At 59.3% G+C, this 14038-nt stretch carries 14 protein-coding genes; 5 read left to right on the top strand and 9 right to left on the bottom strand.

Features of this window, described 5'->3' with window-relative positions; genetic code table 11:
- Positions 1–18 precede the first annotated feature (18 nt).
- Together L085_RS20805 and L085_RS20800 are read left to right on the top strand one after the other, a co-directional pair.
- Complete coding sequence (locus tag L085_RS20805; RefSeq protein ID WP_015377184.1) at positions 19–2634, top strand: fimbria/pilus outer membrane usher protein; 2616 nt, start codon at positions 19–21, stop codon at positions 2632–2634.
- Positions 2635–2645: 11 nt separating this feature from the next.
- Positions 2646–3683 (top strand): fimbrial protein, encoded by a 1038-nt coding sequence (locus tag L085_RS20800; RefSeq protein WP_015377185.1) that lies wholly within the window; start codon positions 2646–2648, stop codon positions 3681–3683.
- Between the two features lie 75 nt (positions 3684–3758).
- Here L085_RS20800 and L085_RS20795 read toward each other — a convergent pair whose 3' ends face one another.
- From L085_RS20795 to L085_RS20775, 5 genes are all read right to left on the bottom strand, one after another.
- Positions 3759–4217, bottom strand: coding sequence for a helix-turn-helix domain-containing protein (locus L085_RS20795; protein WP_004939075.1), 459 nt, complete (start codon positions 4215–4217; stop codon positions 3759–3761).
- A 205-nt stretch (positions 4218–4422) separates the two neighbouring features.
- Positions 4423–6003: a malate:quinone oxidoreductase gene (locus L085_RS20790; protein ID WP_015377186.1), complete on the bottom strand. Its 1581-nt coding sequence runs from the start codon at positions 6001–6003 to the stop codon at positions 4423–4425.
- A 459-nt stretch (positions 6004–6462) separates the two neighbouring features.
- Positions 6463–7890: an alkaline phosphatase gene (gene phoA, locus L085_RS20785; protein ID WP_044031625.1), complete on the bottom strand. Its 1428-nt coding sequence runs from the start codon at positions 7888–7890 to the stop codon at positions 6463–6465.
- Between the two features lie 131 nt (positions 7891–8021).
- Positions 8022–8729, bottom strand: coding sequence for a glutathione S-transferase N-terminal domain-containing protein (locus L085_RS20780; RefSeq protein ID WP_044031623.1), 708 nt, complete (start codon positions 8727–8729; stop codon positions 8022–8024).
- A gap of 74 nt (positions 8730–8803) precedes the next feature.
- Positions 8804–9487 carry a metalloregulator ArsR/SmtB family transcription factor gene (locus L085_RS20775; RefSeq protein ID WP_044031621.1) on the bottom strand — a complete coding sequence of 228 codons (684 nt, stop codon included), beginning with the start codon at positions 9485–9487 and terminating at the stop codon, positions 8804–8806.
- Positions 9488–9662: 175 nt separating this feature from the next.
- Here L085_RS20775 and L085_RS20770 point away from each other — a divergent pair, with 175 nt between their 5' ends.
- Complete coding sequence (locus tag L085_RS20770; protein WP_004939060.1) at positions 9663–10010, top strand: antibiotic biosynthesis monooxygenase; 348 nt, start codon at positions 9663–9665, stop codon at positions 10008–10010.
- A gap of 29 nt (positions 10011–10039) precedes the next feature.
- On the opposite strand, the gene L085_RS20765 is transcribed toward L085_RS20770, so the two are convergent.
- Entirely contained in the window at positions 10040–10771 is a 732-nt protein-coding gene (locus tag L085_RS20765; RefSeq protein ID WP_044031620.1) for an isochorismatase family protein, read from the bottom strand.
- Positions 10772–10903: 132 nt separating this feature from the next.
- Between L085_RS20765 and L085_RS20760 the strand changes: the two genes are divergently transcribed.
- Both L085_RS20760 and L085_RS20755 read left to right on the top strand, forming a co-directional pair.
- Positions 10904–11800: a LysR family transcriptional regulator gene (locus L085_RS20760; RefSeq protein ID WP_044031618.1), complete on the top strand. Its 897-nt coding sequence runs from the start codon at positions 10904–10906 to the stop codon at positions 11798–11800.
- Positions 11801–11968: 168 nt separating this feature from the next.
- The gene (locus tag L085_RS20755) at positions 11969–12466 is read left to right on the top strand and encodes an ATP-binding protein (RefSeq protein WP_015377192.1); all 498 of its coding nucleotides are present in this window, start codon (positions 11969–11971) and stop codon (positions 12464–12466) included.
- A 32-nt stretch (positions 12467–12498) separates the two neighbouring features.
- On the opposite strand, the gene L085_RS20750 is transcribed toward L085_RS20755, so the two are convergent.
- From L085_RS20750 to cynS, 3 genes are all read right to left on the bottom strand, one after another.
- On the bottom strand, positions 12499–13005 hold the full coding sequence (locus L085_RS20750) for an N-acetyltransferase (protein ID WP_044031617.1): 507 nt from the start codon (positions 13003–13005) through the stop codon (positions 12499–12501).
- Positions 13006–13067: 62 nt separating this feature from the next.
- On the bottom strand, positions 13068–13325 hold the full coding sequence (locus tag L085_RS20745; RefSeq protein WP_004939031.1) for a YjhX family toxin: 258 nt from the start codon (positions 13323–13325) through the stop codon (positions 13068–13070).
- A 233-nt stretch (positions 13326–13558) separates the two neighbouring features.
- On the bottom strand, positions 13559–14029 hold the full coding sequence (gene cynS / locus L085_RS20740; RefSeq protein ID WP_044031616.1) for a cyanase: 471 nt from the start codon (positions 14027–14029) through the stop codon (positions 13559–13561).
- Positions 14030–14038 lie beyond the last annotated feature (9 nt).

The following is a 14038-nucleotide window of genomic DNA, read 5'->3' as shown; positions in this document are numbered from 1 at the left end:
CTTCAAGGAATGAAAGAAATGGCACACAAAAGAATAACAACCCTCGCGCCAAAACGTTTGGTGAAGCTGATTAATGGTGTAATTTATTTTTCTGCTGTGCCTTTTTCATTCTCACATATGGCCATGGCGGAGGAGCAGTTCAACACCTCCTTCATCCATGGCGATGACAATATCGCCCAGGTGGCGTCGTTGGCCAGCGGGGATGACATTCTGCCGGGTAAATATCCGTTTGATATCTATCTCAACGGGCAGCGTATCGATCACCGCGAAATCGAGTTCAAGAAAGAATCCAAAGACTCTCCGGTAGCGCCGTGCCTGACCGCCGCGGACTATCAGGATTACGGCGTAAAGCTGCCCGGCGATCTGACCACCGCCGGTGCCGCGCAATGCTACGCATTGCCACAACAGATCTCCGGCGCCAAGCTGAGCTATGACGCCGCCGTACAGCGTATGGATCTGGAAGTGCCGCAGGTATTTCTGATCCCGCGCCCGCAAGGTGCCATTTCGCCGAAAGTTTACGATCGCGGCATCAATGCCGGCTTTGTTAACTATAACTTTAGCGGCACTCATAACCGCTACGGCAACAATCAGAACGACAAGACTTCCGACTATTACTTCCTGAGCCTTAACAATGGCCTCAATATTGGCGATTGGCGCCTGCGCAACAACTCGACGTTGAACCAACAGTCGGGCGCCGGTACGCATTGGAAGAACATTTCCAGCTGGGCGGAAACGGACATCGTTTCTCTGCGCAGCCGTCTGGTGATCGGCCAGACCAACACCAATAACAATGTTTTCGACAGCATTCAGTTCCGCGGTGTGCAGATGTCCAGCGCCGACGACATGCTGCCGGAAAGCCAGCGCGGCTATGCGCCGGTGGTGCGCGGTGTGGCGACGACCAACGCGCGCGTTGAAGTGCGTCAGAACGGCTATACCATTTACAGCACCAACGTGCCGCCAGGGCCGTTTGCACTGACGGACATTTTCCCAAGCACCCTGAGTGGTAACCTAGACGTGACGGTTATCGAAGCCAACGGTTCGAGAACCTCTTTCGTCGTGCCGTTCTCCTCGGTGCCGAACATGCTGCGCGAAGGGATTTGGAACTATCAGCTGACCGCCGGTAAATACCACGACGGCACCAGCCGCTATCAGCCCAAGTTTGTCCAAGGCACCTTGTCGCACGGTATGGCGTATGACATCACGCCTTACGGTGGCGTGCTGGTGGCGGAAAACTACCGTTCAGCGGTCGTAGGCCTCGGTAAAAACCTGGGGAACTGGGGGGCTGTCTCTTTTGATATGTCCTATTCCGACACCAACCTGGTGAACGGCGATGACAAGCAGGGGGAGAGTTTCCGTTTCCTGTATTCCAAGTCGCTCAACGATTGGGGGACGGAATTCCGCATTGCCGGTTACCGTTACTCGACCTCCGGCTATTATGATTTCTCCGATGCGGTTGCCGAGCGCGAACGCTATGAGAACGGTTATTACCGTAACGATTACTACGATCAAAACGATCGCAACCTGGGCGTGCCGGACTGGGCGGAATCTCGCCGTCGCAGCTATTACACCAGCCGTTTCAACAACAAACGCCAGCGCGTTGAGCTGTCTGTCAACCAGCGCATCGCCGGTAATTCGACGCTGTACGCCAACCTCAGCAACCAGTCTTACTGGGGCGGATCCGGTGAAGACCGTACCGTACAAACCGGTTTTAACAGCAGCTATAAAAATATCAGCTATGGCGTCTTTTATCAGGACAGCCGCAGCAACTACGGCTATAAAGACCGCAGCGTCAACCTGACCGTATCGATTCCGTTCAGCTTCTTCAGCAAGGATTCGTCGGACATGACTGCCAGCTTCAACGCCGGCCACAGCAAGCAGAGCGGCAACACCTACAGCGCCGGCCTGAGTGGCACCGCGCTGGATGACAACCGCTTGAACTATGCGGTGCAAAGTGGCCATGATCGTTATTCGGGCCAAACCAGCTCGGCCAACGTCGGTTATCAGGGCAGCATGGGGACCATCAATGCCGGTTATAGCTACAGCAAAGATTATCAGCAGTCTTCGTTGGGCGTGGCGGGCGGTATCGTCGCACACTCCGGCGGCGTGACGTTGACCCAGCCGCTGCAGAATACGTTTGTGCTGGTGGAAGCCAAAGACGCCAAGGGCGTTCGTATCGAAAACCAACCCGGCGTCGCCATCGACCGCTTCGGTTACGCGGTGATGACCTCTGCGTCGCCATACCGCCATAACCGCGTGGCGCTGCGCACCGAAGATATCGGCAACGGCCTGGATATCCCGATGGCGGCAAGAGACGTGGTGCCGACTTACGGCGCAATCACCCGCGTGAAGTTTGAAACGCACACGGGCCAAAGCCTGTTGGTACACAGCAAGATGACCGACGGCAGCGTACCGCCGATTGGTGCCAACGTCTTCAGTGCGGACGGCAAGAACAACGGTACTGTCGGTACCAACGGCGATATTTATATCTCAGGTGCCTCCGCAGGGGATCGTCTGCTGGTGAAATGGGGCAACGACGCGGGCGAAAGCTGCTCACTGGTGGTGCCGGAATTGAAAGCGGCGACCGAACAGTTGATGGGTTATCAGGAACTTTCGCTGACCTGCGGAAAACCGTAAAAGGAAAGGATATGTCTTCTTTGTTAAAGCATAAGAATCTCGGATTGGCGGCTGGGCTGCTGGTCACGCTGGGCGGGTTTTCGCAGAGCAGCTATGCGTTGTCGTGTAAGCAGAACGGCAGCATTCGCCAGGATATCGTGCTGGATAAGGCCATCAAGGTGTCGACGGCTAATACCGCTCCGGGGGCATTGCTGTGGCGTTCGCAGCCCTTTACCTCTACGTTCCAGTGCTCTGATACAGACAATATGCCGAAAGGCGAAGACGCATTTTTGTATTGGGATCCGCAGAATAAAATGCAAAACATCCACAATTCAATCGAAGTGGGTGTGACATTTAAAGGGATTGACGTCAAGCCGGTAAAGAATCAGCGTGAGAATGTTGGTCCGGGTACAGTATGTAGCAACCCGCCACGTTGTAGCAGGCCGGCGACGAGCCAAAGCGTCACCGTAACATACTCTATCTACATTAAAGCGACCGGCAAGGCACCGCCGGCGGGCGGAAAAATCACAGACAATAATGCCTATTCGGTGTTCCAGGTTGATGGCGTCGGCGGTTTGAACAGCCGTCCGAACAGCAACTTTAACGCCTACATTTCCGGGCTGGGTAATATTCAGTTTATCTCCTGCAACCCCAAAATCACCGTGGTGGCCAACAACGGTTCGACGGTGAACTTTGGCACCATTCCGCGTCAGAATGCGGTGGTGGGTAAAATCGAGAAGCAGGTGCCGTTCTCGGTCGCCGCCAATATGTCCGATCCAACGACCGGTCAAGACTGCAAAGGGGAAACGCTGCAGGCCAGCTTCAGCACCACCTACCCATTGCAGGATAACAGCGTGATCCTGCCGACCAGCGACAGCGGCTTCGGTATTTTGATCTCGCAGGCGGCGACGCCAAATACGCCGATCATGATGAACAGCCCGGTCGATCTGGGCCTGGTCAACGGCACCATCGTTGAAAAGAACTTTATGGCCAGCCTGAAATGGTTGAGCACCAACCCGAAGGTAGGGCCGTTCAGCGCATCGGCGAATATTGACGTCACCTTCAAATAATTCGGTGTCTCGTCAATAGAGAAAGGGTTCAGTTCTCGCGAACTGAACCCTTTTTTGTGCCTTATACCGCGCTGATTAACGCAGCCCCATCCAGCTGGTGCAAACGCCTTCCGGCGGCTTGCCGGCGTACCAGCGGGGCAGCGTGGGGGCATCGTGGCGCGGTTCGGCCTGCATTTCTATCGGCTGCGCCGGCCATTCTGCGACGTCCCAGCGGGTGGTGCGGCGATAGACCGCCGGGGTTTTGCCGAACTGTTTCTTGAAGGCACGCGAGAACGAAGGCTGAGAGTCGAAATGGTATTGCAGGGCGATATCCAGGATCGGTCGTGGAGTGGAGCGCAGCGCCTGCGCCGCCTGCGAAAGACGCCGCTCGCGGATATAGCTGCCGAGCGCGTGGCCGGTGGTGCTGCGGAACATGCGCTGCAGGTGCCATTTAGAGTAGCCCGACTTGGCGGCGACGTTGTCCAGCAGCAGCGGCTGATCCAGATGAGTTTCAATCCAGTCTAGTAAATCGTGAATGATATTGACGCGATCCATGGTTTTAGTTCTCCCGCAAAAACGACATTCAGGTCACAGTGACTTAGCTTAATTATCCAAGAATATGCTTTGATAATAGGCGTGACTACGCCGTTACGCAAGGGTAAGCCGGGGATAAAAAGGTGGCCAAAAATGCTCTTTGAACGGCAGGGGAATAAAAGAAAGGCCGCATAAAGCGGCCTTTTCAGTAGGAAGTGACGGAAAATCAGTTAGTTTCCGGTTTCACTTCAATGTAGTTCAGACCCAGCACGCTGCTGGTGTAACCGCGGATCTTGTTGGTCATCTCGATATCGCCGTTCAGCTTGTGGCCGTAGGACGGGATGATCTCTTTCAGCTTGCTCTGCCATTCCGGCGTCGCCACTTTGTCTTTGAACACGGTTTCCATCAGGTGCAGCATGATTGGCGCAGCGGTGGAAGCGCCCGGCGAAGCGCCCAGCAGAGCGGCGATGCTGCCGTCTTCAGAGCTGACGACTTCGGTGCCGAACTGCAGCACGCCGCCTTTATCCGCGTCTTTCTTGATGATCTGTACGCGCTGGCCTGCGGTCCACAGCTTCCAGTCTTCCTGCTTGGCGTCCGGGAAGTACTCTTTCAATGCGGCGAAGCGATCGTCGTCGTTCATCATCAGCTGGCCGACCAGGTATTTCACCAGATCGAAGTTATCCAGACCGACGTGGGTCATCGGCATCAGGTTCGAGGTGCTCAGCGAGTGCAGCAGATCAAACAGCGAACCGTTCTTCAGGAACTTGCTGGAGAAGGTGGCGAACGGCCCGAACAGCAGCACGCGCTTGCCGTCCAGCATGCGGGTATCCAGGTGAGGCACGGACATCGGCGGCGAACCTACGCTGGCCAGGCCATACACTTTGGCCAGGTGCTGGTTGGCGATCTCCGGGTTGGTCGTGACCAAGAACTGGCCGCCGACCGGGAAGCCGCCGTAACCGTCGGCCTCAGGGATGCCGGATTTCTGCAGCAGGGTCAGGGACGCGCCGCCTGCGCCGATGAACACGAACTTGGCGTTAACGGTGGTTTCTTTACCGTCGCGGTTCAGATCGGCAACGGTTACGCTCCAGGTCTGGTCGGCGTTGCGCTTGATGTCGCGCACTTCGTGGCTCAGGTTCAGCTTGAACTTGTCGCTGGCGCTCAGTGCGTCAACCAGCTGGTGGGTGATCACGCCGAAGTTAACGTCGGTGCCCAGCGGCATGCGGGTCGCGGCGATTTTCTGCGCCGGATCGCGGCCGTTCATCACCAGTGGCGCCCACTGTTTGATTTGCGCAGGGTCTTCGGAGTATTCCATGCCGCGGAACAGGGTGCTGTGCTGCAGCGCCGCGTAGCGTTTACGCAGGAAGTTGACGTTGTCGTCGCCCCACACGAAGCTCATGTGCGGCACGCTGTTAATGAAGGATTTCGGATCTTTCAGGACATTGTTTTTCACCTGATAAGACCAGAACTGACGGGAGATTTCGAAAGACTCGTTGACCTTCACCGCCTTGCTGATGTCGATGGTGCCATCGGCTTTTTCCGGCGTGTAGTTCATTTCGCTGAAGGCGGAGTGGCCGGTACCGGCGTTGTTCCAGCCGTTGGAGCTCTCTTCCGCCACGCCGTTCATGCGCTCGTACATGTCGATGGTCCAGGTCGGCTCCAGCTCATGCAGATAGGTACCCAAGGTGGCGCTCATGATGCCGCCGCCGATCAACACCACGTCGACGGTTTTATTCTTCTCTTCAGCCGCCGCCTGTTGCGTAACGCCAAACAGGCTGAGACTGAAAATCAGGACGAGTAATTTTCTCATTGAATTAAATCTCTTGTGTGTAAATTCTACTCATTGCAGGTGAAAGAATTTAGCGGGAGTTACCCTGGAAATAATGAAGCCGACCGCCCGGCGTGAGCCGATAGGCAGCAATAATGCCTTTTTGTTAATAGGGTTTTTAACGAAAAGTGAACTATTGCAGGCCGTCCGGGTGCAAATTGATCGGTTCACGTTACTGGCGGGGTATTATTGTTTGCGAGAATGTTAAAAACTACTTTTGTAACTAAAAAAATGAATATAAGCAAAAATAGGCCGGTTGCTGTCGCAGTAATAAACAAAGAGGGAAGAAAGGTCGTATAACCGCGTTATTTTCGGGGGTTAATTGTCGCGCAATTAAACGTTATTTCGTTATCACACAATAATTGCGGTTAAATTGCAAATGCCCATCGGTAACCAATAATAAATGGCCGCCGTTGCGGGCGGCCATCGTGCAGAAGGCGGTTACTTGATGCCCATCGCATCGCGCATGGTGAAGAACAGATCGGTCTGATCGGTCAATCCCACCACGTTGGCGGCGTGCGGGCCGTAGGCCGCGACGCGCAATTGGGTGCCGGTGTGCCCCTGCGACTCTTCTTCCGAGTTGCCGTAGCTGAGGGTCATCGGCGCGCCGTCTTTGGTGGTCAGCATCTGGGTCAGGCCCGGCGCTTTGGCGTCGGCGGCGACGATCTGACTGGAGTGCGCATGGTCGGCGGTAACGATCACCAGCGTGTTGCCGTCGGCGCGGGCGAAGGCCAGCGCTTTTTGCACCGCTTCGTCCAGATCGACGGTTTCGCCAATCTGCCCGCACGGGTTAGCGGCGTGATCCTGCTTATCGATCGACGCGCCCTCTACCTGCAGGAAGAAGCCGTTCGGGTTGTCTTTCAGCAGTGCGATCGCTTTTTCGGTCATCGCCGCCAGCGTTGGCGTGGCCGCGGTGCGCGCCGGGTTGTTTTCGCAGGTTACCGCCGGCTTGTCGAGGTTGCCGTGATAGCTGGCTTTCGGCCCCAGCCAGCGCACCGGCATGTTGCCGTCGGCGAACAGACCCAGCAGCGGTTTTTGCTGGTTGGCCAGCGTAACGGCCTGCAGCTCATCCGCGTTGCTCACCCACTGGTAACCCTGCGCCGCCGCCTGATCTTTCAGCGATTTTCCTTGCCATTCGCCGCTTTTCGCCAGCTGGTTGAAGGACTTCGCGCCGCCGCCCAGCGTGACGTCGGCGCGGGTTTTCAGCAACTGCTCGGTGATGGAGCCGCGGCCGCCGTTTTCCAGCGCGTTAGCGGCGCATTTCTCGCTGGTTTCCTCCGGGCCGTAGCATTTGCGCGAGGTGACGTGCGACACCAGCGCCGCCGGCGTAGCGTCTTGCAACTCGGCGGTGGAGACGTTGCCGGTGGCCTTGCCGGCCGCCTTGGCGATCTCCAGCAGCGTCGGCTGATCTTTGCCGTTCACGTCCACGCCGAGCGCGCCGTTATAGGTTTTCACCCCGGTGGTCCAGGCGGTGGCGGAGGCGGCGGAATCGGTCACGTAATCCGGCTTGTGGGTTTTCTTGTCCAGCGAGTAGTGGGTGTATTGCCCGGTCAGCGGCAGGGCGTCGATGCCCTTGAAGTAACCGCCTGCGCCTTCAGCGTAGTTGCGCGCGGCGGTGATCTCGGAATCCCCCATGCCGTCGCCGATCAGCAGAATCACGTTTTTCGCCGTTTTGTCCGACAGCGACGCCTTCAGCGCGGCGGTCTGATCGCCGGCCAGACGACGGGCGCCGCCCGGTTCGGCGAGGTTGCCGCGCGCGGCGCGTTCGGTCAGGCCATCGGCATTGGCCGAGGTTTCCGCCGCGATGGCGGAGGAACAGAGCAGGGCGGACAGCACGGCGCCGGCGATCAGGGATACAGCAGGTTGCATGGGGTAAGCTCCTTGTCGTAATACAACAATGTAAATAACATCAAATTGTTACGAAAGGAGAGTAGAGCAGAGGGATGACAATTTTATGACAATGAAAGACGGGATGGCCCGGCGGCCACCCCGTTTGACGATCAGGCCGCGCGCGCCGGAATAGCCAGCCCGCGCTGCACCGCCGGCCGCGCCAAACCGCGCTCCAGCCACTGCGCGACGCGCGGGAAACTGTCGAACGCCACCAGCTCGCGCGCCTCATAAAAGCCGATCAGGTTACGCACCCAGCCCAGCAGCGAGATATCGGCGATGGTGTAGTCCGCACCCATGATCCAGTCGTGGCCTTCAAGGCGCGTTTCCAATACGCCGAGCAGCCGTTTCGATTCGTTTTTGTAACGCTCCAGCGGCCGCTTGTCTTCATATTCGCGTCCGGCAAACTTGTGGAAGAAACCGAGCTGGCCGAACATTGGGCCGACGGCGGCCATCTGGAAGAACACCCACTGAATGGTCTCATAACGCTGCGCCGGATCCTGCGGCAGGAAACGGCCGCTCTTTTCCGCCAGGTAGAGCAGAATGGCGCCGGATTCGAACAGCGGCAGCGGCCGGCCGCCGGGGCCGTCGGGATCGATGATCGCCGGGATCTTGCCGTTCGGGTTCAGCGCCAGGAATTCCGGCGTCCAGGTCTCGTTGTTGCCGATGTCGATCAGGTGCGCTTCATAAGGCAGGCCGATCTCTTCCAGCATGATGGGCACTTTGACGCCGTTCGGCGTCGGCAGAGAGTAGAGCTGCAGCCGTTCCGGGTGCTGAGCCGGCCAGCGTTTGACGATCGGGAATTGAGTGGAATCGAGCATGGAAACTCCTCGGGTTGGCGGGGTCGCTTAAGCGTACCCCTTGAGTATTGCAGTAAAACTACCCCGCCGCCGGGTTACACCGTGAGGTCAAAATGTGCGGCCAGCGCTTTTTTACCGGCGGGGGGCAGCTGCAGTTCGCGGCTGTCGAGCCGGCGGACGATCCAGCCGCGTTGGATAAAGGCGGCTAACAGCGCGGCGCCCAGCGCGCCACCGAGGTGAGAGCGGCGTTCGCTCCAGTCCAGGCAGCCGCAGGCGAAGCGGCGGCGGGTGGGAGCGGGGGAGCAATCGACGCCCAGCCGCGCCAGCGCGGCCTGACCGATGTCGCTTAACCGGTAGTCTTCCTCGCCGGTCAGCCAGTTCAGCGCATGCAGCCGATCGTGCAGCTTCACCGCCACCTCGCCCGCCATATGGTCGTAACAGGTGCGAGCATATTGCAGCGAGGTGGGCGTGCTGCTTTTCACCGACGGGCGCGGCACGCCCGCCAGCGCCATCAGGCCTTCCAGCGCGGCGGCCACCGGTTGCCCGGCCAGCCGAAAATAGCGATAGCGCCCCTGTTTGAGGCAGGCAATCAGCCGCTGCTCCAGCAGCTTCGCCAGATGTGCGCTGGCGGTAGACGGGGCAACCTCGACCGCCGCGCTGAGCTCGGTGGCGGTGTAGGCGCGCCCGTCCATCAACAGGCACAGCATGCGCGCCCGGGTGCGGTCGGCGATGGCGGCGCTCAGCGCCGCTAAACGATCTTCTATCTCGATGTTATGCATACTTCGATGTTAGACGAAGTATGACGGCGCGTCCATCGTTAGCCTGTGGTTATCGCATTCTGGTGCTGTGCGTCCGTGTCCGTTGGATATTGATGAGCGGGCGTTGAAATCGGTGCAGTGGCGCCGTTCGCTGAATGCGCGCGTGCCGGAATTTTACCGTTGAGAGGAGACGAGGATGATTGCCGTGATGTTTGAACTGCAGGCCGCCGATGGGCAGCGCGATACCTACCTGACGTTGGCGGCGGAGCTGAAGCCGCTGCTGGCGCAGATCGACGGATTCATTTCCATCGAGCGCTTCCAAAGCCTGGCGGATCCTGCGCGCCTGCTGTCGCTCTCTTTCTGGCGCGACGAGGCGGCGGTGCAGCAGTGGCGCAATCTCGAACAGCACCGGGCGGCGCAGGCGCGCGGCCGTGGCGAGGTGCTGGCGCAGTATCGGCTGCGGGTGGCGGAGGTGGTGCGGGACTACGGGCTGGAAAGTCGCGACCAGGCGCCGCAGGATAGCCGTTGTTATCACCGTACCTGAGAAAAAGCCCGCCGGCGGGCTTTCACCCGCTATTTCGCCTCGCTGCCCACCTTCATCGCTCCGGCGTAGCTGGCGCCCATTCCCCAGGCGGCGCCGTGGTCGCGGGCGATCTGCAATACGCCTCCCGCCGTGGCCTTGCGGCTCCAGTCTTGCTGCCATTCCAGCATCAGCGCCACCCAATTGATGGGGGTAGCGCCCGCTTGCACCAGGCGCTGCATGGCGTTGTTTTGCGTGTCTGGCGTAATATCGCCGGTGACGTCCGACAGGATATAAACCTCATAACCCCCGCCCAGGGCGGACAGCGCCGGCAGCATCACGCAGCTGGCGGTCCACAGCCCGCCGATGATGGTTTTCTTGCGGCCGGATTGTTTGATCAGATCCACCACGCGCCGATCCTGCCAGACGTTGATGGCGGTGCGGTCGTACACCTGCAGGTCTGGGCGTGCCTGCGTCACCTGCTGGAATACCGGCCCGGCGAAGCTTTTGGCGTTGGCCGAGGCCAGAATGGTCGGCACGTTGAACACTTTGGCGGCCTTGGCGATGCCGGCGGCGTTATTCACCAGATTGGTTTGATCGATAGAGGAAATGGTCATGCCGAACATGTCCTGCAGATCGACCAACAGCAACAGGCTGTTGTCGGCGGTCAGCGGCTGCACATAACCCGCCTGGCGGCTATCGGCGGCGGGGGATTGCGCCAGCGCGGCGACGGGGGCGGTGGCGGCGCTCAGGCCGAGCATCAGGGCGAACAGGGTCTTTTTCATTATTAACTCCATTATTATCAGTAGATTAAATTCACTTACCACTCAGGGAAGCGGTTGGATAAAGCCTACTTAGGTTGTTGGGGTTAATAATCTGTGGTTTATTTAATTTATAATTAACCTCTAGGACATAATATGGACGTGCTACTGACGATGCGCGCCTTTCGCCGCGTGGTTGAGCGCAACAGTTTCTATAAGGCGGCGGAGGATCTGGCGATCACGCCGGCGGCGTTGAGCAAGCAGATTAAGCAGTTGGAAAGCCGGATGGGGACGCTGTTGCTCGTGCGCACCACCCGCAGCATGAGCCTGACCGAAGCCGGGCAGATCTATTACCAGGAAGCCTGTCGGTTGCTCGGCGAGTTCGACGCGCTGGAACAGACGGTTGCCGCCAGCGCGCAGCAGGTCTCCGGCACGCTGCGGGTCAATGCGCCGCTCTCATTCGGCCTGACGGTGCTGTCGCCGCTGTTGCCGCTGTTTATGCAACGTTACCCGCAGTTGCAGGTGGAACTGACGCTGGACGACAGGGTATTGGACGTAGTGGCGGCTGGTTTCGATATTTCCTTGCGCATTCGCCGACGGCTGCCGGACTCTTCCCTCAGCGCCCGGGCGCTGGGTGAAGTGCACCAGCGAATTTGCGCCGCGCCCGGCTATTTGGCGCAGCACGGCATGCCGCAAACGCCGAATGAATTACAGCGACACAGCTGTCTGGCCTATTCCCTGGCGGAAAGGCCGGGGCAGTGGCAGTTCACCGCCGGCGAGGAGAGCCTGAGCGTGGCGTTCACGCCCCGGTTGATCGCCAACAACAGCCTGATGCTGCGGGATATGTTGGTGGCGGGATTGGGCATCGGTTCGCTGCCGTCGTTCGTGGCGGATCCCGAGATCGCCGCCGGCAGGCTGGTGCGGCTGTTCCCTGAACAGATTGCCGACGTGCATCAGGTCTTCGCGGTTTACCCGACGCGCCGGCATGTGCAGCAGAAAGTGAGTTTATTCACCGAGTTTGTGCGAGAGCATGGATTGATGACGGCGAATTGACAACGGCGTACGGTTGTCATATTCATTAGCTATGAAAAAATCCTACCGCCCATTCGCGCAAATTATTATCACCCTTCTCCAAAGGGTGGGATAGCGCGTGTGTCGCCAATAAAAACCCGCCGGCAGGCGGGTTTTTTTATCCCCTTCCGGCAACGACCGGAGAACGTCATGAAAACCTACCCTGCAGTTTTACACCTGATGTGCGGCAAGGCCGGCGCAGGCAAATCGACGTTGGCGCAGCGTTTGGCCCAGCAGCCGCAAACGCTGTTGCTGAGCGAAGATGCGTGGCTGGCGACGCTGTATGAACAGGAGATGGCCAGCCTGCAAGACTACGCGCGCTGCTCCGACCGGTTGCGGCGGGCGCTGGGCGGGCACCTCGTTCAGCTGCTGCGCGGCGGTTGGTCCGTGGCGCTCGATTTCCCGATGAATACGCCGGACAGGCGGCGCTGGGCCAAAGCCTTGGCGGAGGAGGCCGGCGTCGCGCACTGCCTGCACTTTCTCGACGTCAGCCATGCGCAGTGCCTGAACCGGATAACGCTGAGAAATGCGCGCGGCGAACACCCGTTTACACTGAGCGAGGCGGAGTTTGAGCACCTGGCGCAGTATTTTGTTCCCCCGGCGGAAGAGGAAGGGATGACTATCTTGCGTTATGGCGAACGGGACTGAAAACCGGCGCCATGACGGCGCCGGCAACAGGGTTACGCTTTGGCGTTAAACGCAGCGTGGAATGCGACTTCCGCGCACGGCAGCGTGCCCTGGAAGGCGATGGCGCGGAAGTAGTCTTGCGGCACGCCCGGCAGGGTCAGCGCGTCCTGCGCCTGGAAGCCGAAACGGCCGTAATAGTTCGGCTCGCCCAGCACCACGCAGCCTGCGGCACCGCGTTCCTGCAGCTCGGCCAGCAGCCGGCGAATAAGCCGGCTGCCGATCCCCTGGTTCTGACAGGCCGGCAGCACCGATACCGGCGCCAGCCCGTACCAACCGACGGCGCCGTTGCTGAGTGCGACCGGCGAGACGGACGCGTGCCCGATCGGTGTGCCATTGCGTTCGGCGACCAGCGACAGGGTGAGTGCTCCCGCCGCGCGCAGCGCATTGACGATAAACTGCTCGGTGTGGCTGCTGTGTTCGGCGTGCAGGAATGCGGCGGCTGTCAGGGTGGCGATGGCGCCGACGTCGGCCGGCGTTTCGTGGCGTAACGTGATGTTCATGGTTGTATCCTGATTCAATAAGGCTGAGCCGACCGGGCTGCCTGCCCGGCCGGTATCGATGATTAACGGTTATCCAGCTGCGCCCGCACGGCCTTGAGCCCGGCGAAGGTGACGCGATAAGGGCGCCCCTGGCGAGAGAGGATCAGGCGTTTGGTTTTGAGCTTGGTGAAAACGGCCAGCGAGCAGTCGGCCAGGCCGAGCCCTTCGCGGGTGTAGCATTCGACGTGGGTGACGCGACCGGCGTCGTTGCGGGTGAAGGCGATATAGCCGCCTTTGGCCAACACGTGCAGCACGCGTTGTTCCGCTTTGGAAATGTTCATGTTGGGAGATCCTGTAATAACCCCAGATACGCGCATCCCCGCGCAAACGCGCGTCGGATACGTCAGAGTCCCTCGCCATGCGGCAAGGAAGCGACTATCGGGTGGTTACAATCTCCAACATACAGGCCTCGGGCAGTGAAAAACGCCAGGACGGCGTTTAAGCGCAGTTAATGTAGCCAATGGCCGGTTGGCTGTCAATTTGCCGGCGACGCGGGCCGCCGGCGCAAGGCCAATCAGAAAGGTTTGGTCGGCAGGTATTTGCCGTCCAGGGTGATCACCGCGCGTTCGCCGCCGTCCGGATCGGCGACCTTCTTGATATCCAGCTTGAAGTTGATGGCGCTGATGATGCCGTCGCCAAACTGCTCGTGCACCAGCGCTTTCAGCGTGGAGCCGTAGACCTGCAGCATTTCATAGAAACGATAAATGGTCGGGTCGGTCGGCACGCCGCCGGGAATGCTGCCGCGCAGCGGGATGGTTTGCAGCAGCTGTACCGCCTCTTCATCCAGCCCCAGCTTGGCCGCCACGGTGCGTGCCGCCGCCTCCGGCAGCGCATGCTGCCCCAGCAGCGCGGCGGTGACGAACGCCAGGCTGAGACCGGTGCCCTCGGCCAGCGCTTCGAACGTCAGGTTATGGCGGATCTTGGCGGCCATGATGGTGTCGGTGAGCGCTTCGCGCGGGGCGGCGTTGTGCAGAGAGTGTGTCATGTTGGCTCC

The organism is Serratia sp. FS14, from assembly GCF_000695995.1.
GTDB classification, from domain to species: domain Bacteria; phylum Pseudomonadota; class Gammaproteobacteria; order Enterobacterales; family Enterobacteriaceae; genus Serratia; species Serratia nematodiphila.
The sequence above is the reverse complement of the archived record's forward strand: the minus strand, read 5'-3'. Positions and strand labels throughout refer to the sequence as shown.